The organism is Lactiplantibacillus argentoratensis (genome assembly GCF_037290055.1).
Taxonomy (GTDB): domain Bacteria; phylum Bacillota; class Bacilli; order Lactobacillales; family Lactobacillaceae; genus Lactiplantibacillus; species Lactiplantibacillus plantarum.
The window spans coordinates 277,995-304,819 of the sequence record NZ_CP147647.1 but is presented as its reverse complement, the minus strand read 5'-3'; the positions used below and the strand labels follow the sequence as shown (position 1 = coordinate 304,819).

At 44.3% G+C, this 26,825-nt stretch carries 28 protein-coding genes and 1 pseudogene; 16 read left to right on the top strand and 13 right to left on the bottom strand.

Annotated elements, in window-relative coordinates:
• Positions 1–94 precede the first annotated feature (94 nt).
• From V7R88_RS01390 to V7R88_RS01380, 3 genes are all read right to left on the bottom strand, one after another.
• Positions 95–280, bottom strand: a complete 186-nt coding sequence (locus V7R88_RS01390; protein WP_057716968.1) for a hypothetical protein — start codon at positions 278–280, stop codon at positions 95–97.
• A 93-nt stretch (positions 281–373) separates the two neighbouring features.
• Positions 374–901 carry a GNAT family N-acetyltransferase gene (locus V7R88_RS01385; protein WP_214334711.1) on the bottom strand — a complete coding sequence of 176 codons (528 nt, stop codon included), beginning with the start codon at positions 899–901 and terminating at the stop codon, positions 374–376.
• A gap of 3 nt (positions 902–904) precedes the next feature.
• Positions 905–1,390: a GNAT family N-acetyltransferase gene (locus V7R88_RS01380; RefSeq protein WP_214334713.1), complete on the bottom strand. Its 486-nt coding sequence runs from the start codon at positions 1,388–1,390 to the stop codon at positions 905–907.
• Between the two features lie 185 nt (positions 1,391–1,575).
• On the opposite strand from V7R88_RS01380, the gene V7R88_RS01375 reads away from it, so the two are divergent.
• The 6 genes from V7R88_RS01375 (at position 1,576) to V7R88_RS01350 (ending at position 6,824) form a co-directional block, all read left to right on the top strand.
• Positions 1,576–2,043: an ASCH domain-containing protein gene (locus V7R88_RS01375; protein WP_003641896.1), complete on the top strand. Its 468-nt coding sequence runs from the start codon at positions 1,576–1,578 to the stop codon at positions 2,041–2,043.
• A gap of 343 nt (positions 2,044–2,386) precedes the next feature.
• Positions 2,387–2,929 carry a helix-turn-helix domain-containing protein gene (locus V7R88_RS01370; protein WP_054397298.1) on the top strand — a complete coding sequence of 181 codons (543 nt, stop codon included), beginning with the start codon at positions 2,387–2,389 and terminating at the stop codon, positions 2,927–2,929.
• A gap of 70 nt (positions 2,930–2,999) precedes the next feature.
• Positions 3,000–4,097 (top strand): ABC transporter ATP-binding protein, encoded by a 1,098-nt coding sequence (locus V7R88_RS01365; RefSeq protein ID WP_054397296.1) that lies wholly within the window; start codon positions 3,000–3,002, stop codon positions 4,095–4,097.
• Positions 4,098–4,108: 11 nt separating this feature from the next.
• Positions 4,109–4,942: an ABC transporter permease gene (locus V7R88_RS01360; protein ID WP_054397295.1), complete on the top strand. Its 834-nt coding sequence runs from the start codon at positions 4,109–4,111 to the stop codon at positions 4,940–4,942.
• A complete protein-coding gene (locus V7R88_RS01355) occupies positions 4,942–5,757 on the top strand; it encodes an ABC transporter permease (protein ID WP_046038044.1) in 816 nt (271 codons plus the stop codon). The genes V7R88_RS01360 and V7R88_RS01355 overlap by 1 nt, the downstream gene beginning before the upstream one ends.
• Complete coding sequence (locus V7R88_RS01350) at positions 5,754–6,824, top strand: ABC transporter substrate-binding protein (RefSeq protein WP_003641891.1); 1,071 nt, start codon at positions 5,754–5,756, stop codon at positions 6,822–6,824. Before V7R88_RS01355 ends, V7R88_RS01350 begins: the two co-directional genes overlap by 4 nt.
• Positions 6,825–7,324: 500 nt before the next feature.
• On the opposite strand, the gene V7R88_RS01345 is transcribed toward V7R88_RS01350, so the two are convergent.
• From V7R88_RS01345 to V7R88_RS01320, 6 genes are all read right to left on the bottom strand, one after another.
• On the bottom strand, positions 7,325–7,753 hold the full coding sequence (locus V7R88_RS01345) for a protein-export chaperone SecB (protein ID WP_003641890.1): 429 nt from the start codon (positions 7,751–7,753) through the stop codon (positions 7,325–7,327).
• Positions 7,753–8,310: a helix-turn-helix domain-containing protein gene (locus tag V7R88_RS01340; protein WP_003641889.1), complete on the bottom strand. Its 558-nt coding sequence runs from the start codon at positions 8,308–8,310 to the stop codon at positions 7,753–7,755. Before V7R88_RS01340 ends, V7R88_RS01345 begins: the two co-directional genes overlap by 1 nt.
• Positions 8,311–8,348: 38 nt before the next feature.
• Positions 8,349–8,693: a hypothetical protein gene (locus V7R88_RS01335; RefSeq protein ID WP_021356469.1), complete on the bottom strand. Its 345-nt coding sequence runs from the start codon at positions 8,691–8,693 to the stop codon at positions 8,349–8,351.
• Between the two features lie 239 nt (positions 8,694–8,932).
• A complete protein-coding gene (locus tag V7R88_RS01330) occupies positions 8,933–9,202 on the bottom strand; it encodes a hypothetical protein (protein WP_054397290.1) in 270 nt (89 codons plus the stop codon).
• Between the two features lie 194 nt (positions 9,203–9,396).
• Complete coding sequence (locus V7R88_RS01325) at positions 9,397–10,599, bottom strand: NAD(P)/FAD-dependent oxidoreductase (RefSeq protein WP_214334715.1); 1,203 nt, start codon at positions 10,597–10,599, stop codon at positions 9,397–9,399.
• A gap of 188 nt (positions 10,600–10,787) precedes the next feature.
• Positions 10,788–11,210 (bottom strand): MarR family winged helix-turn-helix transcriptional regulator, encoded by a 423-nt coding sequence (locus tag V7R88_RS01320; protein WP_003641885.1) that lies wholly within the window; start codon positions 11,208–11,210, stop codon positions 10,788–10,790.
• A 73-nt stretch (positions 11,211–11,283) separates the two neighbouring features.
• On the opposite strand from V7R88_RS01320, the gene V7R88_RS01315 reads away from it, so the two are divergent.
• Positions 11,284–11,727, top strand: a complete 444-nt coding sequence (locus tag V7R88_RS01315; protein WP_015825093.1) for a GNAT family N-acetyltransferase — start codon at positions 11,284–11,286, stop codon at positions 11,725–11,727.
• Between the two features lie 126 nt (positions 11,728–11,853).
• Here V7R88_RS01315 and V7R88_RS01310 read toward each other — a convergent pair whose 3' ends face one another.
• Entirely contained in the window at positions 11,854–13,050 is a 1,197-nt protein-coding gene (locus V7R88_RS01310) for an acetate/propionate family kinase (RefSeq protein ID WP_214334716.1), read from the bottom strand.
• A 188-nt stretch (positions 13,051–13,238) separates the two neighbouring features.
• Between V7R88_RS01310 and V7R88_RS01305 the strand changes: the two genes are divergently transcribed.
• The 9 genes from V7R88_RS01305 (at position 13,239) to V7R88_RS01265 (ending at position 22,993) form a co-directional block, all read left to right on the top strand.
• Positions 13,239–13,601 (top strand): hypothetical protein, encoded by a 363-nt coding sequence (locus V7R88_RS01305; protein WP_063732026.1) that lies wholly within the window; start codon positions 13,239–13,241, stop codon positions 13,599–13,601.
• A gap of 419 nt (positions 13,602–14,020) precedes the next feature.
• Entirely contained in the window at positions 14,021–16,390 is a 2,370-nt protein-coding gene (locus V7R88_RS01300) for an ATP-dependent DNA helicase (protein WP_214334718.1), read from the top strand.
• The gene (locus V7R88_RS01295; protein ID WP_003641880.1) at positions 16,390–17,106 is read left to right on the top strand and encodes a hypothetical protein; all 717 of its coding nucleotides are present in this window, start codon (positions 16,390–16,392) and stop codon (positions 17,104–17,106) included. Before V7R88_RS01300 ends, V7R88_RS01295 begins: the two co-directional genes overlap by 1 nt.
• Positions 17,103–18,020: a sce7725 family protein gene (locus V7R88_RS01290; protein ID WP_011100959.1), complete on the top strand. Its 918-nt coding sequence runs from the start codon at positions 17,103–17,105 to the stop codon at positions 18,018–18,020. The genes V7R88_RS01295 and V7R88_RS01290 overlap by 4 nt, the downstream gene beginning before the upstream one ends.
• Positions 18,021–18,026: 6 nt before the next feature.
• The gene (locus V7R88_RS01285; protein WP_063723697.1) at positions 18,027–18,404 is read left to right on the top strand and encodes a glycine cleavage system protein H; all 378 of its coding nucleotides are present in this window, start codon (positions 18,027–18,029) and stop codon (positions 18,402–18,404) included.
• Positions 18,405–18,808: 404 nt separating this feature from the next.
• Positions 18,809–19,444 carry a LysM peptidoglycan-binding domain-containing protein gene (locus tag V7R88_RS01280; protein WP_114648351.1) on the top strand — a complete coding sequence of 212 codons (636 nt, stop codon included), beginning with the start codon at positions 18,809–18,811 and terminating at the stop codon, positions 19,442–19,444.
• Between the two features lie 1,056 nt (positions 19,445–20,500).
• A complete protein-coding gene (locus V7R88_RS01275; RefSeq protein WP_114648352.1) occupies positions 20,501–21,295 on the top strand; it encodes a LysM peptidoglycan-binding domain-containing protein in 795 nt (264 codons plus the stop codon).
• A 121-nt stretch (positions 21,296–21,416) separates the two neighbouring features.
• Entirely contained in the window at positions 21,417–22,136 is a 720-nt protein-coding gene (locus V7R88_RS01270) for a CPBP family intramembrane glutamic endopeptidase (RefSeq protein WP_011100956.1), read from the top strand.
• Between the two features lie 95 nt (positions 22,137–22,231).
• Complete coding sequence (locus V7R88_RS01265; protein WP_072532977.1) at positions 22,232–22,993, top strand: CPBP family intramembrane glutamic endopeptidase; 762 nt, start codon at positions 22,232–22,234, stop codon at positions 22,991–22,993.
• Positions 22,994–23,121: 128 nt separating this feature from the next.
• Here the strand turns inward: V7R88_RS01265 and V7R88_RS01260 are convergent, their stop codons facing one another.
• From V7R88_RS01260 to V7R88_RS01250, 3 genes and pseudogenes are all read right to left on the bottom strand, one after another.
• Complete coding sequence (locus tag V7R88_RS01260) at positions 23,122–23,781, bottom strand: ABC transporter ATP-binding protein (RefSeq protein ID WP_003641873.1); 660 nt, start codon at positions 23,779–23,781, stop codon at positions 23,122–23,124.
• Positions 23,782–23,950: 169 nt separating this feature from the next.
• A pseudogene (locus tag V7R88_RS01255) lies at positions 23,951–24,319 on the bottom strand (ABC transporter permease); the annotation flags it as partial.
• A gap of 324 nt (positions 24,320–24,643) precedes the next feature.
• Positions 24,644–26,701 carry a lectin-like domain-containing protein gene (locus tag V7R88_RS01250; protein ID WP_338816316.1) on the bottom strand — a complete coding sequence of 686 codons (2,058 nt, stop codon included), beginning with the start codon at positions 26,699–26,701 and terminating at the stop codon, positions 24,644–24,646.
• Positions 26,702–26,825: the final 124 nt, after the last annotated feature.

Here is a 26,825-nt window from a genome sequence, read left to right as displayed (position 1 = left end):
CCGTATCTGCCAATCGTGGTAAATACGGGCTTCTATATATACGTGCTCCTGCTAAACAAGCACGATATTAGGTTACGATCTATTTGCGAGTCACTTACTTGCGCCGTAATTCCGTTGCGGCGTATTCCATAATCGCCATCAACACAATCAAACTAATCGGAAAAGCAATGACACTAACTGTTAAACTAGCCGTAATTTCAAAGAAGGTAAAAATCACCATTAATAACAATACGGCTGCAATCAACATGCCAGTTTCGGCCTTTCCCCAATGCTTAATCATCGTGTTAACCTCATTTCTATTTATTAGTCATCACGAGTTTAACATGTCTGATATCGCTTACTAGGCCTTATTGCTAAGAGTTCGATGAGAATTCTATTGGAGTAGCCGTGTCATCGTCGTCACCGCTAACCGACCACCGGCTTTTAAAGGTAAGAACAGCTGGTTACCATCTTCAAAACCGAGTTTCTGCCAGAATCTTGCGACCCCTTCATCAGCGGTCACACGTGTTAGTTGGATCGCCGTTATATTCGCTTGAAGTGCCGCTTGCATCAGTCCGGTTACAATAACTCGGCCCACTGATTTACGTTGGTAAACCTTATTGACCATGAGTAATCCAACGAATAAAAATTGTTCTTGTGGATACTGATTGAGTACATCTAAAACGGCTACTAACCGGTGTGCTAAGTAAAAACCAAAAACCTGTTTTTGTGCCGCCGCTAACTCGTCCGGGTGGGCCGTCAAATCATGTTGTACCTCAGTCATCGTTAGTGGTTCCGGTGAGAAATATTGGTGATAGCGCGGATTACTTTGTTCCAGCTTTAGCAATGCTTCCTGGTCAGCTAAAGTTAGTAATCGGATCTCAAAATCCGGTAATTGTGCTTGTAATGTTGCTAATTTCATGATTTAATCCCAGACTTTCTCTAAATTATACCAAGTTTCACCAGCATGTTCGGAGTTCGCGACACCTTGATTAATAAAACCATTACGTTCATAAAACGGAATTAGTCGTTCCAAACAAGTCAACGCCATGCTTGTCCGCCCATCTGCTTGAGCCTGCTCAGCTAGCGCGGTCAATAATTGACTACCGATCTGTTGGTGACGTGCTAGTGGCGAAACCGCCAACGTGAAAACCAGCTGATGGCCGCCACGCGGTAAGTTGGTCGGTGTCTCTACAAACATCTCATCTTCAATATAGCGGGCACCGACAGCTGGTCCCACGATAAAGCCAAGTACGACCGCACCATCGCGGGCGACCAGAAAAGTATCCGCTAATTTCTCAATGCGTTCGCGATAAGCAGCCTCGCTGCCAGCCTCTGCTTCTGAAAAACCAGATTTTTCGATCGCCATGATTTGTGGTAAATCCAGCATTTTAACAGGTGTAATTTCCATTGATTTTCGCCCTCCAATTCGTACGTATATTATAGCAAATGTCGGTCAATAGTTGACTAACTTAATTTTCCCCGAAAAACCAGTGTCGAACGTGTCGTTTTCAGAAATGTCATGCTATACTTGAATTGTGAATTCGGTTACATGCATTCGAATTCAATAATTTTAATCGAAATTAGGTGACCTTTATGCCCGCTCAATCAGCAGAACAATTATGGCATGCTTATAACGAAAGCACCGACACAAACGGGGCTTCTTATCAAACACGTTGGTTCGGTCAACAAAATAACCCTGCCGAAGTGACTGCTTTAGCCGACGCAATTCTGGCTGGGACGAAGACAGCGACAACCACGCCGCTGGACAGTTATACCGCGGAACAAATTGCCATTCCACAAGTTGGCGACTACAACGTCTTGCTAAATGGTGACATGAAACCGGTCGCGATTCTGAAAACGGTGGTGTCTGAACTCATTCCGTTTTATCGCATCTCGGCGGAACACGCTTACCATGAGGGCGACGGTGATCGCACAATTGGCGATTGGCGCAAACGCAAGACGGCAGAATTCACCCCGACGCTAGAAGAACACGGCAAAAACCTCTCATCGGACACACCGATGGTCAGCGAAGTTTTTGAAGTCGTTTACCGCGCGGATTAATCAACAACGCTAACGGCCTAAGACGGATGTCTTGGGCTTTTTTATTAGAGTGTGAGGGGGCCGCGGGTTGAAGCTGAGCATTGCCTAGCCAGCGCAGGCTTCAGCGGCACTCCGCGAAAGGTTCACCCACAGCGTCACCTAATTTATTCACTAACCAAACGACAGTTCCAACCCCTCAACACCACTGTTTCTGGGCGATTTGACCAGACAAGCTGGCAGACTAAAAAAAAAGAAGCTGCCAATTGTAAAAAATGCTTGTCACCACGTCATTTTTCATTATAATTAAAGCTCGTACTAAACTTATTGTTTAGTTTAACAAAACTACTGATTCGAGGTGAATGTCATGGACATTGGTCAACGCATCCGCAACTTACGGATTCAAAAGCAACTCACGCAAGAAGAATTAGGCGAACGAACTGACCTTAGCAAGGGGTACATATCACAGTTAGAGCACAATCAGTCATCGCCTTCAATGGAGACGTTCTTTGCGATTCTTGAAGTACTCGGTTGTGCCCCCGCTGATTTCTTTGCGGCTGAGCAGCCCACTCACAAAGTGGTCTACCATCCAGCAGATCAGACCACGTATGACGATGAAGCCTTAGGATACCGTGTGAAATGGCTCGTACCCGCGTCTAACGAAAATCAGTTAGAACCGGTCACCGTCACGCTGGCACCTAGTGGTCGCTTCAAATCTTTTGAGCCGTCGCCGGCAGAGACCTTTATTATGGTTCAAACCGGCACTTTAAGCTTACAACTCGGAGCTCAGCAATATACTGCCGCGGCGGGAGATACGCTGTACTTCCATGCGACTAAGACGCATCAGATTCGTAATCTTGGCACCACGTCCTGCACGTTCACCTTGGTTACGACCGCGTCCTACTTATAATCATGTCACAACCAATCGCGCTGGTATTAGGTTACACTAGCACGGTACACGTTTTAAGGAGGTCTTTACTTTGGCGGTTAATACACAACCAATCATTCGATTAACAAATGTCACCAAAAGTTACGGGGAACATCAAGTTTTAAAAAACATCAACTTAGATCTTGAAGCGGGTAAATTCTATACGTTACTCGGTCCGTCTGGGTGTGGTAAAACAACCATTCTGCGTACCATTGCGGGGTTTACGGATGCCACTTCCGGTCAAGTTTACTTTGACGGTCAGGTCATCAACGACCTACCGGCCAACCAGCGACAAGTCAACACAGTCTTTCAAGATTACGCCCTTTTTCCACACATGAATGTCGCGGAAAACGTGGCATTTGGCTTGAAATTACACAAAGTGCCCAAGGACGAAATCGAGACGCGGGTCCAAAAAGCACTCGCGATGGTCCAACTAGCCGATCTTGGGGAACGTGAAATCAGTGAGATCTCTGGTGGACAACAACAACGGGTCGCCATTGCCCGGGCACTCGTCATGCAGCCTAAGGTCCTCTTACTCGACGAACCGTTATCGGCCCTCGATGCCAAACTGCGTAAGGATATGCAGTATGAGTTGCGGGACCTTCAACAACGCCTCGGCATCACGTTTCTCTTTGTCACCCACGACCAGGAAGAAGCCTTGGCCATGAGTGATGAAATCTTTGTCATGAACGCTGGCGAGATTTTACAAGGGGGGTCCCCAGTTGATATTTACGATGAACCGATCAACCATTTCGTGGCGAACTTCATCGGTGAAAGTAACATTATCCCGGGTAAAATGCTCAAAGATTTTGAAGTGGAATTTGTCGGCAAACAATTCGAATGCGCCGATGCGGGAATGCAGCCTAATGAATCTGTCGAAGTCGTTCTTCGGCCCGAAGATCTCGACATTGTGGCCGCAGATCAAGGCAAGTTAGTTGTCACGGTCGACTCCCAATTATTCCGAGGCAATTATTTCGAAATCGTCGCTTACGATACCGATCATAACGAATGGCTCGTTCATTCAACTAATCCTGCCGCAGAAGGCGAACCGATCGGCCTGACCTTTGACCCACAAGACATTCACGTCATGCGGTTAAACGAGAGCGAAGCTGCTTTTGATGCTCGTCTTGAACAATACGAAGATGATTAGGAGGTGTCAACATGCAACCAAAACAACGATTAAGTCGTAACACCGCCTACTTTATCCCGTACATGTTGTGGATCATCCTCTTCGTCATTGCCCCAGTCCTATTGTTGATCTATCAATCATTCTTCAACATTAACGGGCAATTTACACTGGGCAACTACCAAACGTATTTTTCATCAAATACCTACTTGATGATGACGCTCAACTCTGTCTGGTACGCCTTCTTGATCACACTCGCAACATTATTGATCAGTTATCCGACGGCTTATTTACTCAACGAAACGAAGCATCCGCAGCTGTGGCTACTCTTGATTATTATGCCAACATGGATCAACTTATTACTTAAGGCGTACGCTTTCATCGGTATTTTTAGTCAAGCCGGCATCGCCAACCAGTTTTTGAGTTTCATCGGCATCGGGCCCAAGCAATTGCTCTTTACTAATTTCAGCTTCATCTTTGTCGCGGCCTATATTCAGATTCCGTTTATGGTCCTGCCCATTTACAACTCAATCAGCGAACTGAACCCATCTTACGTCAATGCTAGTCGGGATCTCGGTGCCACAAATTGGCAGACCTTCAATCGGGTAATTTTTCCACTGACACTCCCCGGTGTGAAGGCTGGCATTCAAGCCGTCTTCATTCCCTCGCTGTCACTCTTCATGTTGACCCGTTTAATTGGCGGCAATAAGGTGATTACACTCGGGACTGCGATTGAGGAACACTTCTTGACGACGATGAACTGGGGCATGGGTTCGACGATCGGGGTCGTCCTGATTATCGCGATGGTCATCATCATGTGGCTCACTGGTGGCAGTAAAAAGCGCGCACGAAAGGGGTTGACGAAATAATGACCTTACGTAACTTCAAGTGGCGCAATTTATACTTGTGGCTCGTTTTCATCGTGCTGTATGCGCCAATTATTTTTCTGGTCGTTTACTCCTTCAGCCAAGGTACGACTATGAACAACTTTCACGGTTTTACCTGGCAACATTATCAAGACTTATTCGCGGATAGCCGTTTAATTGCCATTTTTCTCGACACCATTTTGATTGCGCTCTTATCATCATTATTAGCAACTGTCATTGGCACGCTGGGGGCACTCGGAATCAATAGTACGACCAAACCGATTACCCGCAATACGTTGTTGTCGTTGAACAACATCTTGATGGTTTCACCCGACGTCATCATTGGGGCCAGTTTCTTGATCTTCTTTACTGCCCTTAAAATCCCGCTTGGTTTTGGCTCAGTCTTGTTAAGCCACATCGCTTTTTCAATTCCAATCGTGGTCTTGATGGTGCTACCGAAAATTCAAGAAATGAGCACCAGTTTACTGGATGCCGCGGCTGACTTAGGGGCCAACAATTGGCAATTGCTCAGTCAAGTCATCGTGCCCTACATCATGCCCGGGATCTTTTCCGGCTTCTTCATGGCGCTGACCTACTCACTTGATGACTTCGCTGTCACCTTCTTCGTGACTGGAAACGGCTTTAGCACGCTGTCGGTTGAAATCTACTCACGGGCCCGTCAAGGCATCAACCTGGAAATCAACGCCCTGTCCGGTCTAATGTTCCTGATGGCACTGGTGTTAGTAATTGGCTACTACTTCATTAACCAATACAGTAGTCGGCACCGGCGGCCAGCAGTTAGGGGGCGGCGGAAGTGAAAAAATTATTAAGCATTATCGTTAGCTTACTAGTCGTCTGTGGCTTACTGGCCTTTGGCGCGCAACGCTTGCAGACGAGCTCTGGTAGTACTGGCAAAAAGGTTTTGAACCTCTATACTTGGGGTGACTACATTGACCCTAGTCTGCTCACTAAGTTTCAAAAACAGACTGGCTATCACGTTAACGTCGAAACTTTCGATAGTAACGAAGCCATGTATACGAAGATCAAGCAAGGTGGCACCAGTTACGATCTGACCGTGCCTAGTGATTACATGATTGAAAAAATGAAAAAAGCGCACTTACTCTTACCGCTCGATAAAAGTAAACTGACTGGAATGAAGAATTACGATCCGCGCTTCATGAACCTGGCCTTTGATCAACACAATCGTTACTCGGTCCCATATTTCTGGGGAACGCTTGGTATCATTTATAACGACAAGTACGTTCAGCCGGGCAGTATTCAACACTGGAATGATTTGTGGCAACGAAAATACCACAACAAAATCATGCTGATTGATAGCGCCCGCGACGTAATGGGGTTCGCCCTCGCATCAATGAATCAGTCCATGAACACGACCGATCCAGCCACGCTATTGGCTGCGCGAAACAAGCTTAACCGGTTATCACCAAACGTCAAGGCCGTCGTGGCGGATGAAATTAAGATGTACATGATCCAAAACGAAGCCGCAATCGCGGTCGATTGGTCTGGTGAGGCTAGTGAAATGTTGGCTGGCAATTCACACTTGCATTACGTTGTCCCATCCGAAGGGAGTAACTTGTGGTTCGATAACTTGGTCATTCCTAAAACGGCCAAACACTTTAAGGCGATTTACGCCTTCTTGAACTTTATGAGTGAACCCAAGAACGCCGCCCAAAATGCGGAATATATTGGTTACGCAACACCTAATCGGAAAGCCAAGGCGCTATTACCTAAGGCCATTCGCAACGATCGCCAATTTTACCCAGACAATAACACAATCAAGCATCTTCAAATCTATCAAGATTTATCGCCAGCCAAAGTCGGCTTGTATAATGACCGTTACTTGGAATTTAAGATGCATCACTAATCGGATCAGCCTACTTGCTTCGAACGAGTGACGTCAAAGAACAGTCGATTATAAGCTAAAAGGGCTTGATTTGAAACAAAGGAAACTCTGTTGTTCAGAGACGATGAAGTTATATTTAGGATTCAATTCATCTACGAATTGGATCCTTTTTCGATTCTCGTCTTGAATGCAATCCGAATTCGGCAAATAATTTTTTACCGGTTCTTGATAAACATTTTAATATTAGTCATTAGCTGAGGAATAGTATTTCCTACATTACCTGGGCCTACTCTAAAGGATTGATAATCGCTCTTTTCAAAACTGTCATAATCTTTTAACCTTTAGGAATATATAAGAGAAAACATCTTTGTCACTAAATTACTAATAGTGGCAAAGATGTTTTCCTGTCTAGATATTTTGATTATGAATACTGCAACCAACCATATAACAATATCTATCCTATAGTTAGATACACTTTCTGCATATTTATCATATGATACGATTTATTTGTATTATAAACCTTAGTCAGCAGCTTCTTGACGATTACTTTGTTCATCAAGTAATTGTGCAACGTTTATAGTGGGCAAAATAAGTGCTGGAAATTGGTTTGATGCATTAGTTATACCGGATACTAGCGACCGAACATAAGGGTAGAGAATGGCAACAGCATTTTTCTTGATTAAAGTATCAATACCAACTTGATTATGATCTTCTTTCTCATGATAGACAAATTCGCCGCTGACGCTCGCCGTAACTATAAATGGATTTTTCTTCTCCGCCAGCGATCCGATATGCACATCAACTGTTACAATAATTTTATCTTGCTTTGGCGTATTTTTAATTTCAATTTTGGGATTTATACTAATATTCTGGTTAGTTTCCTTATATAAATCGTTTTTTCTATAACTCAGCTCGTTAACTGTATAGCTTTTAAATTCTAAAACTGCCATTATGCAACACCTCCAACAAATTCTTGAACTTTAAAGATTGTGGTTTCTGAGGAATCATTAGTTTTATAGAAATATTTGGCCGTATCTACATATTCTGTTTCAGTTAAAACCTTAGTTAATTCGGCACTATCACTCGTATCTGAATCATAAGAAGTCAAGAATCCCTGTTTTTCGTAATCTTGTTGTGCTTTTCTAAAAGAGACTTCTTGTGAAAGTGTTTGAACTCGTTTATTGTTCTCTATCTGTGATACTTTTGCATAGCTAATACCTAATCGTTCAGAAAAGACGCGCTGACTTAAGTGCAAATTTTCTCGTAACTTTTTTATTTCATTTGGTTGCATGAATCCTTTTCGATTTCTATAAGCATTAAAGGCCTTTCTAAAATTCTCATTGGGGTCATCAAAATCCAACCAAAGTTCTCCTCGAGAATCTTTCCAGTAATGATTATGGACTATCAAGTCAGATATGTCTTTGACTCGCATGAGTTCGTATTTCCACACCTCCGAATATTCCTCAGTGGTATTTAATTCTTCATTGTAAAAAGTTTTTTTGGTCATAATGAGTACCTCCAAGAACGTAAAGTGAAAATAGTCTATTATTTAAAAGGATATTCCAACGGGTATTCAGCTGGATGAGTTGAAATCCAAAATATGATATTGCCGCCCTTAATTTGAAATTTTAGATAACATTCAATATTTTCGATGTCTATTCCAAAGAGCCACACATCTCCTGGGATTCTGGGGTGGTGATTATCCGCCATTGGACCATTAACATAATCGCGCCATGTAATTTGTTGATATATACTGTCTAAAATTCCATCTAAATCCATACCTAACGTTACTGCTGCTGAATAATTCTTTGCGCGATGACTAATTTGCCAGTTGTTTCTTTTCAACTTTATCAAAGCAACAATCGCTTTGGCATCTTCCTCTTGAGACATTCAAAACCAACTCACAATCGAATTTTCACTTGTAATAACTATACCACAATGTGTTTCCCGTGGGAAACACATTGCACTTTTACTTGAATTAACAACAACAGCCATTTAGTTTCTAATTTTGATAGATAAATCGTACTTTATACGACACAAAAATAGTGTTGATGAATTTTATCCATCAACACTAAAGATTATAGACCCCAACAGAGTGCTTCAAGTCAGGTCCTTTAATGTCTAGGCGCTTACTGCCATGTCAGACCACTAATGAGTAAAAATTTAATATTCGCGAGCACTACTAGCACTAGTACCAATCCTAAACTGAGCCGATTTAGCCAATAACGATCCGCGGTGGTTGGAAAGACGATAAATTGTAAGTTTAAAATGAGTAGCGCGCAAAACGCACTGCTAGCCAACCACCAAAGTGTGTTAGAAAACAAGGTTATCAGTAAGCTGCCCGCTACCACTAGGGTAAACCACGGTTGAATTGGTGTTCGTATTGATTTAGTCGTCATTTTGACCGCCCCCTTATCATGCCTTCATTGTAAGGGGTGCCCATAAAGTATCGTTAGTCCCAACAGCTGGTTACTTAATTGCCCGAATCAGCAACCAGCTGAGCCATTCGACGGTTAACTAGTCCAAAATAGCCACCACAGAAATCGAATTTCTGCAGTGGCTATTTATCATACTACTGGAATTAATTTAATAATTAGTGATATAAGTCAAAGCGCCCTTTACTGAAGACCGTTCCTAAATGCGCACTTTCCAAAAGTGAGCGGTCAGTAATAATTTTCTTCAATGCTGATGCCGCGTAGCCATGAACCGGTTTGTTACTACTGAAGATTTCACCAATACCGTCACGATCGCTCAATGAGGCCACGGTCCCACTAGATTCATAGTGGAAGGTCGCCGTTGCTTGGTTATGACGCAAAGCGCCAATATTCTTGGCAGCCTGTTCGCCAGCTGCCAGTGCAATTTGAGCTGTGGTTGGATATGGCCGATTGCTTTCGGGATCCATCACTGCAGCGACATCCCCCACAATGAATACTTCGGGATGCCCTTCCAGTGATAAGTCGGGCTTAACTACGACCCGGTTACGGCGCTGATCAAAACCGGAATCAGCAATGACGTGTGAACCACTGACACCAACCGTCCAAATAATAGTGTTAGCCGTAAATTCATGTTCGTTCTTGTCCGCGTCACTGTAAACCACAGCACCCGGTTTGATGGCCTCAATAACGGCACCTAACCGCATTTCGACATTATTCTTTTCCATAAACTTCAAAGCGTAGTCCCGCAATTCCTGCGTAAACATCGGTAAAATTGATGGCATCCGTTCCAAACAAACTAACTTAGCAGCAGGTGTTTGATACTTCGCCTGCAATCTTGGTAACGTCTGGGTCAGTTCACCTAATAATTCGATTCCAGTGAACCCAGCACCACAGACCGCAATCTTCAAATCATTTTTGTCCTTACTGGTACGGTAGGCTTTAAACCGTTCTTCCAAATGTTCATAAACAGCCTGTGAAGTTGCCAAATCATCCATTGGCAAGGCATTTTCATCGGCGCCAGCTACCCCAAATGTTTCTGACTGGAAGCCCAATGCTAATACTAAGTAGTCATAGGTTATTTCAGGATGATCTTCAAAGGTCACTTGTTTTTGTTCAATATCAACGCTCTTGACCGTTGCTTGAACGAACTGGACCCGCTTACCGATAATATCTGGAATCTGATAAGTAATTCGATCAGGTGCGATCGTCCCCGCTGCGACTTCGTGTAAATTAGTCTTCTCCGTATGCGTCGGTATCTGATCAACAAGAATGATTTCATCCTCAGTTGGTAGACTCTTCTGTAAAAACTTGACGGCTCGCATCCCTGCGTAACCCCCACCTAACACCAAAGTTGTTGCCATGATTTATTAACCCCTTTCATTATTCCTGTTGACTAATGCCGCCTGTCCAGCAATTGTGCTAACCTGCGTTGATCACATTAATCCAGTTATAACTTGATAACTACATGGTACACTCTTCACGCCTAAAATTCAGCTAAAACGCCACGCCATTTTAATTGTTCACAATTAATCTAGTTTAGTGATTAAACTTACTCAATATGCTGGGTGACATTAGCCGTGACTAACGACAGACTTTCAAACAAAACTTGTTGTTGGCCCGGCGTTAACTGCTCACCAACCAAGTCTGCACACCACTGCTCATAAGCATGCAATTCCGGGTACAACGCTTGCCCAGCGCTCGTTGGGTACAAACACCGGACCTTTTTATTCTCTGGATGTGTCTGCTTAATCACGTAACCTTTTTTTATTAAGTTCTGAACGGCGCGATAATTCGTGGTTCGATCCATCTTCATTTGGTCAGCCAATTGACTAAAAAATAGGCCAGGTTGCTCACAAATTCGAATTAAATAAATAAACTGATTGTTATTGAGGCCGTATTTCGCAAAACGTTGATTACCCTCGTTCGTGACGATTCGCGACAACGTGCCCATCAATCTTAATGTTGGTATCATAGAAGCTCCTTTTTATTATTGCATATGCAATTATTTGATGATAAACTTAGCACTATGCTAAGGAGGCATCACCATGTGGTCGATTAAAACATTCTCAGAACTAACAACAACTGAATTATACGCTATTTATGAATTGCGCGTCAAAACGTTTGTTGTTGAACAACAGCGCATCTATCAGGAAGTCGATGATACTGATTTAAAAGCTTATCATGTCTTTAAAACCGTCAATCAAAATATTGTTGCATACGCACGAATCTTTACAGAAGATGACCATCTCTCCTTCGGCCGGGTCGTGGTGGACAAAAACCAACGCGGACAACACTTGGGCGCTGATTTAATGGCCCATATCGAACAGGTCGTACAGGAACACTATGCTGATTTGCCAATTCAAATTGAAGCCCAAGTGCCAGTACAAGGATTTTACCAGCATTTCGGCTTCACTTCGAGCGGTACCCCTTTTCTATTCAACCACACGCCCCACATCAAAATGACTAAACCTGCGCGACAACGCCAATAGCTGAGCACATCACATCGGCACATATGCGGGGACAAGAGCTGACTTAGCGCTATGCTGATTAGAATCCAAAACTCAAAACGCGTGACTCGGACCACAATCCGAATCACGCGTTTTTAATTGACTCATTTATTCAGCTTTAGATAACCGTTCAACGTCACGCACAATCATCAACTCTTCATTAGTTGGGACAACCATGACCGTTACCGGTTCGTCATCTTTGCTAATAATTTGTTCCTTACCGTGCATATGATTCTTTTCATCATCCACTGTCACGCCAAAGTATCCTAAAGCTTTAGTGACGCGTTCGCGGATCATCCATGAGTTTTCACCCACACCAGCCGTGAAGACAAGGGCATCAATTCCGTTCATTTCAGCAATATAGCTGCCGACATACTTCACAACCCGGTTAACAAAAATATCAATTGCTAGTTTTGACCGTTCACGGGTGTCTTGCGACTTATCAAGATCACGCATATCAGGTGACAAACCTGAAATACCAAGTAACCCGGACTTATGATTCAAAATGTCCACAAAGTCTTCCACATCAGAGATCCCTAAATGGCGCATCAAGAATGGAATAATTGAGGCATCAATATCACCGGAACGGGTACTCATGGTAATCCCAGCTAGCGGCGTAAAGCCCATTGAAGTGTCGACGGCTTTACCATGATCAAAAGCCGTGATCGAAGCACCCGACCCTAAATGTAATGTCACTAATTTAAGCGAATCCAATGGTTTCCCCAATAGTTGGGCCGTCCGATTAGCAACGTAACGATGACTTGTGCCATGTGCCCCATACTTCCGCGCGCCAAATTTCTCATAATAATCGTAAGGAATACTATATAGGTAATTAACTTTAGGCATATCCGCATACAGCGAAGTGTCAAACACGGCTACTTGAGTCGCTTTTGGTAATAAATCACGGAATACTTCAATATAATAAGCCTGCGTTGGATTATGTAGCGGCGCATACTCAGATAAATCTTTGATTTTTTTCAAGGTTTGCGAAGTAATAACGACAGAGTCTTTGAAATCTTCGCCACCCGCAACAACCCGATGACCAACCCCAGTGATTTCACTAAGATGAGTCACAACATTATCGCTCTTCAGCCGTGTTAAGACCATTGCAGCGGCTTCTTTTGCATCAATTTGGTCCTTAGTTTCAGAATATTTACTACCATCCGCCTTCTTAATTGTGAAAACGGAATCTGGCAATCCCAGCCGATCAACCATTCCCGATGCGATTACCGTTTCTTCGGGAACACTGAAAAGCTTCCATTTTAAAGTTGAACTGCCGGCGTTAATTGCTAAAATTTTTGCCATGACTATTTTTCCTCCATCCATCATCAAGTGTGCCTAATGTCAGTTTAACTAATAGTGGATACGCTTTCAAGGATTTGTTCACAAACTTTCAATTTTCATAACATTGCAAACTTAATTATCGGCATATTATTTCTTTCATAAGGCGAAATTAGCCTATAATATAGTTAATAGAAAGCGAGGCGATCATGATGAAAAAAACGTTTACTTGGTCCGTCAGTAACGGCTTTGCTGTCCTCCTCCTGACCGTGGGGACAATTCTTGCTATCATCACTCTTGGTATTAGCTTTGGTTCACCAATCAGTGTCGACGCCATGGTCACAGCAGCGGCTCTGTGGCTAGCCGGTGTCGTCTTCTTACATCCAGCCCCTGTGAGAATTCTAATTCCCGTCATCACATTAGTCAGTCTCAGCCTTGGTTACGCCACCTACTTTAGCACGTCCGGTTCATGGTTGCTTGCGATTTTAGCGACCATTATCACAGCCGGCATCATCAGCTACGGTTTTAGTCTCCGTAAGACGATTCGCCAACACCACAGCCATTGGTACGATTAATTTCCTAGTCTGATTCATTTTCTTCTAAATCAAAATCGTCAATCTAAACATCGCAACGGGCATCGGCGCCCTTATCGCGATGCTTTTTTATTTAGCTTTCAATCCAGATTGTTAACCCGTATCAGTTTTTCAAAGGCAAAAGTGACCAGCTAAGATTCGCTGGAAAAAATTCGGAATAGCATGCACCCGTCTGGCTAGTTCGTCCTACATTGACTCCCAGGCATTTTCGCCAATTGCTGGAACACGACGAGCCCAGATTCAAGCCGCCGAAGCCCACGTCTTAAATACTGGTCTGCCACAGCTTAGCCATCATTTAAGGCCACATCACAGAGCCCCGCCCGGCATCATCAATCAACAGCAGACAAACACGAACAGATGTTTTATAATAGGAAGCGACTAAATTCAGAAGGGATGCTCCGATGGCAACTAAGATTGGAATTCGACAATTGGTAGAATTCGTCTTGCGACAAGGCGATTTAAATGAAGTAAAGAATAGCCAGAACACTGCGTTGAACGGTGCTAAGATTCATCGTCAGCTCCAGAGTAGTCGTGGTGAAGACTATGATAGCGAAGTTTACCTGAAAAAAATTGTGACGATGAACGATACTGATTACATTATCGCGGGTCGGGCAGACGGGATTCAGTTAAATGATGATGGGGCGTTGATTGAAGAAATCAAAACATCCGATCAAGTCTTCGAGGACTTAAGTACCAACACGTTGACACTTTACTGGGGGCAGATCAAAGTCTACGGTTACCTGTTACTGCAAGAACATCCCGATCTTGAGCAGGTCACGTTGCAGCTGACCTACTTTCAAGTCATCAATGAAAAAATCACGAAGACCCAGCAAATCCTTCACCGGGCTGAACTAGACGCATTCTTCCACGACTTAATTACAGAATATGAATACTGGTTGACATTACGAGCCGATTTACGACGACAACGAAACGCTTCTATTGAAGACTTGCCATTTCCGTTTCCAGCTTTTCGACCGGGCCAACATGAATTGGCTGGCGCTGTTTATAAGACAATTCGGTTGCAAAAACGCCTCTTTGTCGAAGCACCAACTGGGACGGGGAAAACGATCTCAACGCTATTTCCGGCTATCAAAGCAATGGGCGAAGACGTGATTGAGCGCCTCTTTTACCTGACCGCTAAGCAAAGTACGCGCCACGTTGCTGAAGAAGCGGTCACGCTAATGAGTCATGACGGACTCAAACTGAAAAGCATTACGCTAACTGCCAAGGATCAGATTCGTTTTCCCGAGGAACAAGATGTACTTCCGGAAGATAATCCTTATATGATTGGGTACTACGACCGACTTAAACCAGCACTCAAGGATCTGTTGACCCATGAAGACCAGATTACCCGTTCCGTGATTGAACAGTATGCTCGCAAGCATACTGTCGATCCGTTTGAATTTTCACTCGACACGTCGCTCTTCTGTGATGTGATTATTTGTGACTACAACTATCTTTTTGACCCATTAGTCTATTTACAACGGTTCTTTAGCGAACGTGATGACGACAACTTTTTCCTTGTCGATGAAGTCCACAACCTTGTTAGTCGCTCCCGTGATATGTACTCTGCAGCCGTTAGTGACCAGCCAATCAGTGCGTTGCTAAAATTAGCCAAGCCCGATAAAAGTCAGCCAAGTGACGACTTACAACGCGAACTCAAGAAAGTCCGGCGTAGTTTTACGCGCATCAGTAAAACCTTGATTGATGACCAAGTAACGGAACAGGTGCTACCTGATCCCCCGGACAAATTATTACGCACCCTCAGAACATTTAATGAATTTGTGACTGACTGGTTGGCGCAACAAAAGCCGGGGCCACTGCTCGACGCCGTCCGTGACTATTTCTTCGCCTGTCTGACCTTTGTTAAAATTGGCGACCTATATGATGGCAGCTACCAGACGCGCTTCGTCCTTGACGGTCATCACTTAACGATCAAGGAACTCTGCCTAGATCCCAGTGACTTTCTTAATCGGTCATTAGAGCTCGGCAGTGGTGCTGTCCTATTTTCTGCGACGCTGACCCCGATGGCTTACTACCAGCGGGTGCTTGGCGGTGAAGCCAACAGTTTGGCCTACCAGCTTCCATCACCATTTCCACCAAAGCATCAGGCCATTCTCGCCACCCAGTACGTCCAGACAACGTATCACGAACGCGAACATAACGTGCCCCGGATTATTGCCAGCTTGCACGCCATGTTGACGGCTAAACGTGGCAACTACCTCGTGTTCTTTCCGTCGTATGGCTATCTGTTGCAGATCAAAACTGCCTTTGAAGCCGCCTACCCTGATGTGGCAACTACCGCCCAAGCCTCGACGATGGATGCAACTGCCCGGCAGACCTTTTTGAACCAGTTTCAGTCAGCACCCTCGCAAACCTTACTCGGTTTCTGCGTACTGGGTGGTATCTTCTCCGAAGGCATTGACTTACGTGGCGACCGTTTGATTGGAGTCGCTATCGTTAGTGTCGGTCTGCCGGGGATCAACCCTGAAACGAACTTGATTCGTGACTACTACGACCATCAAAACGGCTTAGGATTCGCCTACGCTTACCAACTGCCAGGCATGAACAACGTCTTACAGGCTGCTGGCCGCCTGATCCGCAGTGCCAAGGACACCGGAATCGTTCTCTTGTTAGACCAACGCTTCGCTAGTCGGCGCTACACAGATTTATTTCCAGCACATTGGCAGTACTATCAGACGATCCAATCAGTCCCGCAGCTCGAAGCAACGATTGCCAACTTTTGGCACCAAATGGAGGTGACTCATTAATGAAGACTAAATTAACTAAACAACTTGAAAGTACCCTCTATCAGTACTGTCTAGAACAGGGCGCCTACGTGGTTGAAGAAGTTGCGATGCCCGCTGATAAAGGGATCGTTGATACATTAAGCTATCAACAACTCCCCGATGGCCAGATTGAATGGCGTTGCTACGAATTGAAAGTCACCAAAGCAGATTTTCATTCAAAGGCCAAACTGTCATTTATCGGTCATTACAATTACTTTGTCTTGCCGCAACAGCTTTACCTAGAAGTTCAATCGGAAATTCCAGACCATATTGGTGTATTGATCTACCGTGCTTTTGATCAGCGGGCCCTAGAGCTCGCACCCCAACCGTTGCGAACGCCTGGTTTCCTAACTGTCGCTAAGAAAGCCCAACGCCAAGACTTACAAGTCGAGCAAACGCCCCTTATCAGTCACTTTATCACATCGCTCTTTCGTGAGGTCGATAAAGCCAAGCGTGTGAAGAAAGGACTACAGCTCTACTCTGATGACCAACTCTTCAAAGAATTACGCAAACGAGCCCGCACCGGCTACGACGTTTATGATCCTGAACAAAACTTGTACGATCGCTTCATCGATGACACCCAGAATGACGCGGTGACTGCGCTACAAACAGAATTAGATGCTCGCAATGCTGAATATCAGGCACTCAAACTAAAATATCAGGCGCTAACGGCACCAGATCTGCGTGACCAGTTATGAGCACTTACTACCCCTATCTACGTGGACGGATGTATGATTTGTTAGCCTTAAAAACATTGTGCGAGCAACACCAACTTGGCCCACACATCATCCCAGTAATTGAACCAGTCCGTGACTCCAAAGAATTACAACAGACAGTCACGACTTTTATTGAAGCCCAACAACCATTTAGCATTATTGCGAATCCCCAAGTGAGCGTCTATGGTCTTAATACCGTTAAGCTCCATCCACTTCCGGATCTGCGTCCCTACCCATTTTACCGGCCGGGCGCAATTCTTGCGGCTGATTTTAGTCGCGACTTTCTGACAACCAGTCCTGGTCAAACAAGCTTGCTCATCGCGCCTAACTATCCGTTGCTTAAGGCCTATCAGCATACGACCACTTTACAGCATGCTGGTCATGTCCTAATCCCTGATGAAGCGCGTTTGCACCAACTATTACCACAACACGCGGTCTTATTGACTGATCCCGTGGCAACCCCAGCGCACGTTGCGGACTATCAAGAAATAACTGACGCCTATTTTGCCCCCGCTAACTGGCACCAAACACCGGTTGGCTTTGATGGTTTTGGCGATTACTCACTCATGGGCCGACCCTACTTTGACCACGGTATGCCATCACGCGCAATTGCATTACATCTTATTTATGTTACGGTTAACGGTGACCTGCGCATCCATCATTTTGTTTCGGACAGCAATGCCAATATGCGTGGTCAAAAGCAAAAGTTTTTTGAAGCATTAACAAAGCTCACCGACTGGGCACCCGCACACCTGACGGGACTCAATCGCACCCCCGCGCTTGCCACCCTATTGGCCTACGCTGAGGGTGATAAATTCCCAGGGTTAGGAATAATTAAGAAATTAGCAATCATGCACCACTTTCAATTGATGCACCGACTACTAGCACTGAATTGAGGAGAAATGATGGCAAAACAAGAATCTGCTTGGAAACAAATGATCCATTTCTATCGTCATGATTACGAAGAGCAACATGCTCCGATGTTATACGGCGACGTTTGGCTGAAGACCAAATCACATGACCGGCTTCTACTAGGGTTAAGTGACCAAGGACAGCACAATCTGGGTGTCGTTCATCAACTTGCTTTACCAACTAAGGGCCAGCACCTCGTGGCAGGTGATCCGCTCGTCACGATTACGGACGAGCACGGGGCGCATCCGGTGCCAACACCCTTTAGTGGTACCGTTCAGAAGCTTAACGAAGACCTACAAGCGGCACCCCAATCGCTCATTAACAATAAGCAAACCGACAATTGGCTGGTCCAATTAAAGGCCGACTAACTTCGAGTTACCAAAAGTAAGTTAGCTTATGTTTGAATAAGCGCTTACATTTCCACCAAAACGACTCGTAAATTGACTTAACCAAGCTTAGCCACGACATCAACGGTTGCCGATCCCAGCAATATCAAGCTCCGAACTTATATAGTCGTGTTTGATTATGTTAACCAACAGACACCGTCTTCATTTGTAAACAGCCTTGATTGACACGCTCAGAAACAATTGCACCGCGCGTTATATTACAAAAGATTACAAAATACGCCGTTTATTACAAGAATTAGGGTAATTCGTAAAACTCCTGCTATTTTCCTGTCACAATCGCCAGTTATACTAGGTACCATTGAGTGCTTGGAAGATTCGCGGGGCCAAGCCAAATTCGGACTAAAAAATAGGAGTGTACATTACAAATGAAGATTAAGAATGCTTTATTATCAACTGCTGCCGCTACTGCTAGTCTCTTTGCCATTGGTGCTACCGCTCAAGCTGCTACGGTAACTGTTAAGGCCGGTGACACGGTTTCTGCCATTGCTGCTGACCACAACACGACGATTGATGCGATCCAACAAGCTAACCACTTAAAAGACGTTAACTTGATCTTAGTTGGTCAACAACTTGAAGTAAATGGTGATAGCACTACCACGACTTCAACACAGACGACGCAACAAACGACTACGACACAATCATCAACTCAGACTAGTCAAACGCAAGCTCAATCGAACCAAGCTAGCCAGACCCAATCAAGTCAAACACAAACTAGCAAACCTGCTGCTCAGACGACGACTCAAACGTCTAGTTCAACATCAAACTACAGCAACAATGGTTCTGATAGTGCTGCTAAGGCTTGGATTGCTGGTAAAGAATCTGGTGGTTCATATTCTGCTCGTAACGGTCAATACATCGGTAAGTACCAATTAAGTGCTTCATACTTAAACGGTGACTACTCCGCTGCCAACCAAGAACGTGTTGCTAACAGTTATGTTGCTTCACGTTATGGCTCATGGAGCAACGCCAAGAGTCACTGGCTTGCTAATGGCTGGTACTAAGAAGCCACTCTAAATTAATAAACAAATGCAAAGATTGTGGATCATTTCTGATTCGCAATCTTTTTTTCTACTATTAAATCCGTGCTGAAGCACGTGTGTCCCCCACCAATACCCATTATAAAGTTACTCAGTTGCTAAGTGACTTTATAATAGGCCTTAGCACTTAGCATGCTGACAACCCGTTATTTAGATATGCGATATGCTTATTCTGGCAACCGCTTTAATACGGACACAATCCAGACCTGCTAGTTGTCTCCCCCAATCGACGACCCACTCTCCCAACCAAAATACCACATGTTTTTATTTAACAATTCACTAACCTTAACGGAGAAAATCCAACTAATTTCCTGACTAAGTACAGTCCCGAACCCCCGACAGTTTGACGACTAGTCCACAACGACAACCACATACCATTCAGCTATGGCGTAATACTAACCCAGTAACGTTTTAGTAGCGATCGTCATGGGCTACTTTTGGCATAAAGCTACTATAGTAATACTTAATTAATCGACGCCTTCGTTAACCGACCACAATTGACGACACGATGCGCAACTTCTATCAATTATCTGCTTTACCGAAAAATAATTAGTCAGTACCACGTCGCCAAGCAATAAAATGACTAGTTAAGTGTCACTGTAATCAGACCTCCCGACAAATTAACCCGTCAAAATTCACTAGTTAAGTGCTTAAAATTATCGATAATCCTCGTTGACTTTTCATAAATCGACCCAAAGTGATCACTTTTATCGGATAAAGCGGCTAATTTCCATCATTAGTTTTCCCGTTTAATCATTGTCGCTATTGATTTTCTAGCTAGTTAATCGGGATTGGTAGCGCTATTTTACATGAAATCCGGCTCAAATATTACAATTCATTACAAAAACGGCCTTATATTACAAGCACCCCCCAAAAACGTAATGTTCTGATTATTGCACTGCAACACTCACTAGTTATACTAGTCACTGTTGATTGGTTGAGACATCAACTGCTCGACCAATAGAAAATATATGTAAATAATCGAACACACGCAAATTATAGGAGAGTGTATTAATTATTATGAAGATCAAAAACCTTGTATTATCATCAACTGCTGCATTAGCTTTATTCGCTATCTCAACAACGGTTGCCAACGCTGATACTTATACTGTTAAGGCCGGCGATACTGTTTCAGCAATTGCCCAAGCTCACAACACTTCAGTTTCAGCCATTGAAAAGGCAAACAAGTTAGCTAATGTTAACTTAATCTTCATTGGTGATAAGCTTGAAGTCAATGGTACTACTACAACAACCACGACTTCTGCTGCTACAAGTGCTGCACCACAATCAGCAACTAGCCAAGCTACTTCTTCAGCTGCTTCAACTGCAACGAGTGCCAGTGCTACTAGTGCTTCTTCACAATCAGTTGCTAGCCAAGCTACTAGTTCTGCTGCTACTTCTTCAGCTGCTAGCCAAGCTACTTCAAGTGTTGCAACGAGTGCTGCTTCTTCAGCAAGCTCAACGCAATCAGCTGCTAGCCAAGCTTCAAGTTCTGCTGCAACCACTAGTCAAGCTTCATCAAGCGCTACTAGCTCAGCTGCATCATCAACAACCTCAACGACTTCAAGCTACACTGGTAGTAACTTAAAGAGCTACGTATTAAGCCAAATGCAATCACGGACTGGCGTTTCAGCTTCAACTTGGAACACGATCATCACGCGTGAATCAAACTGGAACACTACGGTCAAGAACAGTACTTCTGGTGCCTATGGTTTATTCCAAAACATGCACATCAGCAGTGGCTCTGTTGAAGACCAAGTTAACGCTGCCGTTAGCTTATACAACGCACAAGGCATGGCTGCTTGGGCTTTATAAAATAACTGATTACTAACGAACAGCGTAATGACATTAATTGTCGTTACGCTGTTTTTTTATGCTCAGATTCATTTAAAAGGCGTATGCTTAGTAGCGAGAATACGAGGAAGGATCTGAAGAGATGCGCCACGAAACCAAATTAGTCATCACACTATGGGGTGGCATGTTAGGCAGTATGTTGTTGATTGGCCTGATTTTTCAGCTACCACGCTTAACCCAACTCCCATCCTCATTAACAACTGGGGTCGAAGAGCTGTTCTTTTTAGCAATTGCACTCATATTAAATCGTGACTGGCTACGGCAAACCTTAAAATTTGGGGTATCGGCAACTTGGCGTCGGCAAATCCGGCCCATCATTCCAACCTTAATCGTAGCCGCACTAATTGGATTATATACGTTAGCAACCGCCCAACAACTGACAAACACCCTGACCCTGTTATTCGTTGCCATATTGATCAGCCTGTTCGAAGAGACCTTTTTTCGCGGAATGTTGTTTCAGGCCAGCCAGTCAACATTGGGTGTAGGTAGAGCTGCAGTCTTCACTAGTATCCTCTTCAGTTTGACCCATCTAATCAATCTTGGTCACCAAACACTTAGTTTAACCCTATTGCAATTGGGCTTTACGTTCGTACTGGGGCTACTATTATGTTTAATCACGGCACAGACAACATCGCTACTATGGCCATTGTTGATTCACACCGTCAATGACTTCTTTAGCATGATGGCACCTCCAATCAATTTGCCCGGTATAACGACGACTAGTTTTCAAATCATCGAAATCGCGGTCATTATCCTATTAATACTGCCGATTCTACGCCAAAATCACCAGTGGCTGTCATAATGACCACCAGCAACTAATCGATTCGTAATTAATATAACCAACACCTTCAATGTGACCTATACTAAAGTTAGCATTAACTTCTGGAGGGGATTTCGATGTCATCAACCAAACGCGGCTGGGGAGCCGCTATTAGTATTTTCATTTTAGTACCAATTCTTTTTAAATTAATTGCCTGGCTACCAGTACCAACTTTATACAGTGGGCTGGTCCAAGACTTGCTTGTATTACTTATTTTCCTGCTATTAAATCATTTTTGGTTTAAAATATCGATTCAGTGGTGGCAATCGCAATCACTCGTACGACAATGCTTGCAGCTCATCCCGGGAATTATTATTTTATTACTACCAATGACGAGCAACTTCATCAAGCTATGTCATCTTGCTTGGACCCCAACGTTAATTCTCTATATTGGCTACGCCCTAGTTATCGGGATCACTGAGGAATATATCTATCGGGGCATGCTCCTGCCACTACTACGACAATGCTTCCCTCACCGACTCATGCTAGCCATTTGTATCGACAGTTTACTATTTGGTCTTACCCACCTACTCATTAACAGCAGCCAGCTGACCCTCAGCTACGTCATCCCACAAGTCTTTTATGCTGCAGCGGGTGGCCTGATTTTTTGCGGCCTTTATCTACGAACCAATAACTTAGTCTGGCCGATTTTCTTGCACGCCTTATCGGACGTATCCGTCGTCGTTAGTTTGGCCACGCATACCCACACCGCGGCCAAGTTGAGTATTCCGGTTGCTTACGCGATTGGCATCTCGGTGCTCTATCTCGTCTTGTTTATCATCATCGCCTTTATCGTTCGCTGGCAAGTTCGCCCTCAAAACCGATTGTTGTCTCGTTAGCAATTCACAGTCATTAAAAAATGAGTCCCCAGAATCAAATCATTCTGAGAACTCATTTTTAGTGACTTATCTTGATAAGAGTACGATTGTACGCGTCAACTCACGTCTGATTCAATCGTAAGAGCACCCTAGGTTTCCGCCACAAATTTGTGCTTTTCTAATCGGTAGGAGTGGTCACAAACGTCCGCCACATCCGGTTCATGCGTGACAATAATGACGCACTTCTTTTGTTCATGCGCAATTTTTTGAAATTGGTCAATCACATATTTCGTATTTTCTTCATCCAAATTACCGGTTGGTTCATCCGCAACCACTAGTTTAGCATCGCACACCATGGTCCGTGCAATCGCCACCCGTTGCTGCTGACCACCAGATAAGCGTTGAACATTCTTCTTCATCTGATCATCTGTAATACCTAACCGTCGTAACATCTTCATCGCATAATCCTTGTCACCACGGTGTTCCGAGTTCGTAATTGCCATGGCAGTCATCAGATTATTCAATGGTGACATATACGTCAACAAATTATATGATTGAAAAACGATTGCTACTTTGGACTTCCGATAGTTCGTCAGACCAATCTTATTGATTGGTTCACCATTGAGTTCAATTTGCCCAGCCCGCGGTTTATCTAGACCCGCCAGCAGTGAGAGGAAGGTCGTCTTACCGGAACCACTTTGACCAACAATGGCATACGAAGTCCCCGACTTAAATTCAAGGTTTACATTCTCAAATAGACTATTTTCTTGGCGGTCATACCAGTAACCAAGATCATTTACTTTTAACATTGCCGCCCCTCCTCGTATATTTAATATAAACAAACAATTTTAGACCATTTTATAGTTTGGACGTTACGTGCTATCCTCTAGTTGTTCATTGGATCTGGGTCCAACTGGTATAGGTTTCTCCCTCCCGTAGCTAGTTATTCTAGACTACATGTTAAGTCTGCCGCCCAGGTGAAATCGTATCAAAGCCCTTCGCATTAGCGGAAGTTGAGACGGTCGCATTGTAACTTGAAACGTTGCTAAGCTTGGCGATTTTCTTCGCATCACTCAGTTTAACGGGTGATGTCGTTAACTTAGGCCGACTACTTTTACTCGTCGACGTGGCGCTGCGCATCTTCTTAAAAGCCGCCTCCCGGTTAGCAGATAAAGTGACGGTCGCCCCGACACTTTTCTTGGCATTACTAGTTGCCGTATCGGCAGCATTCCTAATCAATAACCCGGCCAATACAAACAGCATGATTGCTGACGTGACAAGCACTAATAGAATTGAACGGCCTTTTTTTGCCGTTAGATTGAGCCATGCGCGTTTAAAAAAATTCACGCTTAAACCCTCCTTCAGATAAAATATTGGTATGACAATTGCTTTGCACTGCTTTTAACCTACACGGGAAATCTGACTAATTTGTGAACTTGCTGAGTTTATTTATGGGCCTGAAGCTGAATATTTTTTAATTTGCTAGCCAAGCCCCTGAAAAGCTGGTTGTGCTTGCTACTACTAGCATTGCACCGTATCTGGGGGGTGTTTTTACATGCGTTAATCAACACTTTCGCTGAACGCCAAATAGTCGCGACAAGAATTAGTAATTAATTCTTATCGCGACTATTGAACTTATTGATTGAACTCGTTACTCACACAATCGTAAACTTACTCTTCCGGCACGGTACTTAAGTGCCACGTGATCGTACCCTGATAACTTCCAGGAACAGCGGCGGGCGTTGTTTTGAGCACCAAACCTTGTTGCGATGACCAGTGGGCGGTCACGTCATAGTCGATCCCTGGGGCCGTCTTTTGGCGCGCGATTTCCACGGCATCCTTTCCCAACATTGTCAGCTTGGCACCATCCTGATAATACAAGTTTCCCGCTAGTGTGCGGCCCTGATTAGTCACGAGAGGGGTCGCGGTCGCCTCTAAGCGCCAAGCGGCTTTCGAGCCCGTATCATCATTGACAACTACTTCAAGTCCCTCGGGCCGACTGACTTGAGCCGTTCCCGTCAGCTTGATTGGTGCAAACACACTTTCAGTACTGACTTTTTTCAGCTGTAACTCCCCACCAATGACCGTGACCGTTACTGTCACTGGTTCTGAGTAGGCGTTATCTTTGCTATGAGCCCGTAACGTAATCTGATTTTCACCGATTTGTAGTTCTTCGGCATCCACTTCAAATTCGACATAACCAACCGGATCGTCCATGCTCAACTGATAGTCTTCTCCCGCTTCACCATTGACCCGGTACTCGATACGCATGCCATCATTGTCAAAGTCTAACCCATCATTTAGCTTAATTTGGCCCTTAATGATGACGGGCTCGCCTTTCTTCACTTGTGTCAACGGTTCAATCGTCAGGTTAACGGTCTTATTGGTCGTAATGGTGAAGTGCGGTGTGGCCGTTGCGGTCTTCATCTCGTGACCCTCAAAGTAACTCATGTCATCATCAACAAAAGTATCCCGATCGACCTTGGCAGCCTCACCAATCAGCGTAATATAAGCGTGTGGATTTTTCATTGATAGTGTCCGCTGCAAATCGTGTTGTAAGCGGGCCGCCGACGATTCGTTATCGTCCGCTGGTAAATTGATCTCTTCCTCGGTACCATCCGCATAGCGGATCTTCGCGTGACTAAAGTGAACTTGTTCGGGTAATGGTAGGCTGGCCTTAACCTGTTGCCATTCATTGTCACCATTGAGATAGCTCAGAACGTACTCATATTCCAACTCATCCCCACCATGAACCCAGTCTCCTTCATGGACAGTTCGCTCTTGAGTCAGATTGGTTACGTTTAAATCTGACTCGATTTCAATCGGTTGTGGCAACCGGTCAAAGACGACTAGTGTTCTGGCATTAGCGGTTGTCGCCGTACTAGTTAATCCCCAAGTAACATTTCGGATATCCTTTCCAAAAACTGTCGTATCAATTGTGGTCATTCGTGTTGGTCCCTGATCCAGGGTATAGCTCATAATTTGTTTACTGGCGACCCACTTCAATACAAGATGGTGCCAGTTACCGTCCGCGAGTGGTAATTTATCAGCGATACTCCCATGGTTCTGTTCAAAACGATAAGAGGACGTTAAACCACCCCGTTGCGTATAAGTATCCGGACTTGCATGGTAACTCGTGGCCATATGCATTTTTTTAGGCTTTTCATCGAAAGAATTCCCCCGGGGATATAATCCCCAAAAACCACCGTCATTCACTTTGGTATCCAGTTCCAACGCCCAACTTTTTTGAATCGCCGTCTTAGCAATCGTGGCCGGCGCCGTTCGCCGTGTATAGGTATCCGTCCCATAAACACCCAAGTTCTCACCAATAATGCTTTTCTTTCCATACCGACTAATCGCACTCATTTTGCGGGGATCATTCTGTAAAACAACGGCCAATCCTTCACCCACGGCTTTGTCCCCAAAGTTCACCCACATTGAGACTTGGTTATCGACCCGCATGTTAAAGCGATTAACAGGGGTCGACCACATTGCCCCAACTTGATTATCGTCATTTGTTAATTCGATAACATGCTGCGAATGGCCATTCTTTGAAACAGTCTGCATTGTGGCCGAATTACGGTCAAACTTTCCCGGTTCAAATAAGCCTTCCAGATTCAGTCCAGCGGGTGCCGTATCAAGTACGTCAGCCTTACTAACTAACGGTATCACTGCCCCTAAACAGACAAACAGTCCTAACAAGAGTCCCCAAAACCTTACTTCTTTCACCTAACGTCGCTCCCATCACTTGCCTTCCGCAGCTATTCTTACGCCGTATCTTAGCAAATTAAGCGACATCATGTCAATTATTTTTATAGTTATAATAAGTATTTATTTATACATAAAATTTAAG

Coding starts and splice junctions, on each gene's coding strand:
- V7R88_RS01390 (WP_057716968.1), bottom strand. CDS start 280: ATGATTAAGCATTGGGGAAAGGCCGAAACTGGCATGTTGATTGCAGCC.
- V7R88_RS01385 (WP_214334711.1), bottom strand. CDS start 901: ATGAAATTAGCAACATTACAAGCACAATTACCGGATTTTGAGATCCGA.
- V7R88_RS01380 (WP_214334713.1), bottom strand. CDS start 1,390: ATGGAAATTACACCTGTTAAAATGCTGGATTTACCACAAATCATGGCG.
- V7R88_RS01375 (WP_003641896.1), top strand. CDS start 1,576: ATGCCCGCTCAATCAGCAGAACAATTATGGCATGCTTATAACGAAAGC.
- V7R88_RS01370 (WP_054397298.1), top strand. CDS start 2,387: ATGGACATTGGTCAACGCATCCGCAACTTACGGATTCAAAAGCAACTC.
- V7R88_RS01360 (WP_054397295.1), top strand. CDS start 4,109: ATGCAACCAAAACAACGATTAAGTCGTAACACCGCCTACTTTATCCCG.
- V7R88_RS01355 (WP_046038044.1), top strand. CDS start 4,942: ATGACCTTACGTAACTTCAAGTGGCGCAATTTATACTTGTGGCTCGTT.
- V7R88_RS01345 (WP_003641890.1), bottom strand. CDS start 7,753: ATGGCAGTTTTAGAATTTAAAAGCTATACAGTTAACGAGCTGAGTTAT.
- V7R88_RS01340 (WP_003641889.1), bottom strand. CDS start 8,310: ATGACCAAAAAAACTTTTTACAATGAAGAATTAAATACCACTGAGGAA.
- V7R88_RS01335 (WP_021356469.1), bottom strand. CDS start 8,693: ATGTCTCAAGAGGAAGATGCCAAAGCGATTGTTGCTTTGATAAAGTTG.
- V7R88_RS01330 (WP_054397290.1), bottom strand. CDS start 9,202: ATGACGACTAAATCAATACGAACACCAATTCAACCGTGGTTTACCCTA.
- V7R88_RS01325 (WP_214334715.1), bottom strand. CDS start 10,599: ATGGCAACAACTTTGGTGTTAGGTGGGGGTTACGCAGGGATGCGAGCC.
- V7R88_RS01320 (WP_003641885.1), bottom strand. CDS start 11,210: ATGATACCAACATTAAGATTGATGGGCACGTTGTCGCGAATCGTCACG.
- V7R88_RS01315 (WP_015825093.1), top strand. CDS start 11,284: ATGTGGTCGATTAAAACATTCTCAGAACTAACAACAACTGAATTATAC.
- V7R88_RS01310 (WP_214334716.1), bottom strand. CDS start 13,050: ATGGCAAAAATTTTAGCAATTAACGCCGGCAGTTCAACTTTAAAATGG.
- V7R88_RS01305 (WP_063732026.1), top strand. CDS start 13,239: ATGAAAAAAACGTTTACTTGGTCCGTCAGTAACGGCTTTGCTGTCCTC.
- V7R88_RS01300 (WP_214334718.1), top strand. CDS start 14,021: ATGGCAACTAAGATTGGAATTCGACAATTGGTAGAATTCGTCTTGCGA.
- V7R88_RS01295 (WP_003641880.1), top strand. CDS start 16,390: ATGAAGACTAAATTAACTAAACAACTTGAAAGTACCCTCTATCAGTAC.
- V7R88_RS01290 (WP_011100959.1), top strand. CDS start 17,103: ATGAGCACTTACTACCCCTATCTACGTGGACGGATGTATGATTTGTTA.
- V7R88_RS01285 (WP_063723697.1), top strand. CDS start 18,027: ATGATGGCAAAACAAGAATCTGCTTGGAAACAAATGATCCATTTCTAT.
- V7R88_RS01280 (WP_114648351.1), top strand. CDS start 18,809: ATGAAGATTAAGAATGCTTTATTATCAACTGCTGCCGCTACTGCTAGT.
- V7R88_RS01275 (WP_114648352.1), top strand. CDS start 20,501: ATGAAGATCAAAAACCTTGTATTATCATCAACTGCTGCATTAGCTTTA.
- V7R88_RS01270 (WP_011100956.1), top strand. CDS start 21,417: ATGCGCCACGAAACCAAATTAGTCATCACACTATGGGGTGGCATGTTA.
- V7R88_RS01265 (WP_072532977.1), top strand. CDS start 22,232: ATGTCATCAACCAAACGCGGCTGGGGAGCCGCTATTAGTATTTTCATT.
- V7R88_RS01260 (WP_003641873.1), bottom strand. CDS start 23,781: ATGTTAAAAGTAAATGATCTTGGTTACTGGTATGACCGCCAAGAAAAT.